Consider the following 1,866-nt stretch of genomic DNA (forward strand, 5'->3'; position numbering starts at 1 on the left):
CGATGGCACCAACCGTAGCTTGGCAGTCAACGACAGCGCTACCACCACGTTTACTGGCGCGGTGGGCAGCAGTACGATTGGCGAGAAACTTGCCAGTTTGACTACAGATGCGGCTGGTAACACAGTCCTTAACGGTGGCGCGATCAGTACCACGGGCACACAGGCCTATGGTGACAATATTACCTTGGGCGCTAACACTACGCTCAGCGGATCTACCATTACTACGAATGGCACGGTTGCAGGCAGTACGCATAGTCTGGCTATCGCTGGCGATGCTGTATTCGGCAATCAAACAACCGATACTGTTACCGGCCTGACCACCTTGGCGGTTAGCGGCACGACCTTGCTCAACACCAATGCAGTGACCAGCAGTGGCACCCAAGGCTATAGTGGTGCAGTAACGCTGGGGGCAGATACCACCCTCAGCGGCTCGGGTATTACATTCACTGATACGGTCAAATCCGATGGCACCAACCGTAATCTGACCGTGAACGACAGTGGGACTACTGCATTTATTGGCGCTGTGGGCAGTAGCACATCGGGTGAGAAACTTGCCAGCCTGACTACGGATGCGGCTGGTAACACAACCATCAACGGTGGCGCGATCACGACCACGGGCGCACAGACCTTTGGCGACAATATTACCTTGGGTGCTAATACCACGCTCAGCGGATCTACCATTACTACGAATGGCACGGTTGCAGGTGGCACAAATAGTCTGGCTATCACTGGCGATGCCGTGTTCGGTAATGCAGTAACAGATATCGTTACCGGCCTGACCACCTTGGCGGTGAGCGGCACCACGGCGATCAACACCAATACGATTACCAGTGCCGATGCACAAACCTATACCGGCGCGGTGACGCTGGGCACCAGCACCACACTGACGGCGACGGACGATCCGATCCTGTTCAGCAGCACTGTCAATTCCTTGGCGTCTGCGGCTAATGCACTGACGGTGAATGCAGGTAGCGGCGCGGTGACCTTCACTGGTGCGGTAGGTGGTGCGGCGAATGGCATGTTGGGCGCGTTGGCGGTCAACAGCACAGGTGCGACCAAATTCCAGGCCGCCGTTACGGCAGCCAGTGTCGTCACCAATGTGGGTGGCACAGTTGAAATCAATGGCGGCGCAGTTACTACGTCCGGCATACAGAGCTATGGCGAGAATGCCACGTTGGGGGCCGACACCACCTTAACCGGTGCAGGTATTACCTTTACGGGTTCGCTCAAATCCGATGGCACCAACCGTAGCTTGGCAGTTAATGACAGTGCTACCACTACGTTTACTGGCGCGGTGGGCAGCAGTACGTTGGGTGAGAAACTTGCCAGTTTGACTACGGATGCGGCTGGTAACACAGCCATCAACGGTGGCGCGATCACGACCACGGGCGCACAGACCTTTGGCGACAATATTACCTTGGGTGCTAACACCACGCTCAGCGGATCTACCATTACTACGAATGGCACGGTTGCGGGCGGTACGCATAGTTTGGCTATCGCTGGCGATGCTGTATTTGGTAATCAAGTAACAGATATCGTTACCGGCCTGACCACCCTTGAGGTGACTGGTGCCACGATCATAAATACTGACACGATTAACAGCGCCGATGCGCAGACCTATACCGGTGCCGTGACGTTGGGCAACAGCACCACGTTAACGGCGATTGACGATCCGATTCTGTTTTCCAGTACAGTAAATTCCTTGGCGTCTGCGGCCAATGCATTGACTATTAACGCTGGCACTGGCGCGGTGACCTTCGCTAGTGCGGTAGGTGGTGCGGCGAATGGCACGTTGGGCGCGTTGGCAGTCAACAGCACCGGGGCGACTATATTTAATGGCGCCGTTACAGCAGCCAGTGTTATCAC

1 protein-coding gene is annotated in these 1,866 nt (G+C 55.8%); it reads left to right on the forward strand.

Annotated features, from left to right (window positions below; all coding sequences use genetic code 11):
* On the forward strand, nt 1-1,866 hold a 1,866-nt coding region (locus N7974_RS20465; RefSeq protein WP_262967380.1), incomplete at both ends, for a beta strand repeat-containing protein.

The organism is Methylobacter psychrophilus (assembly GCF_025583945.1).
Classification (GTDB): domain Bacteria; phylum Pseudomonadota; class Gammaproteobacteria; order Methylococcales; family Methylomonadaceae; genus Methylobacter_C; species Methylobacter_C psychrophilus.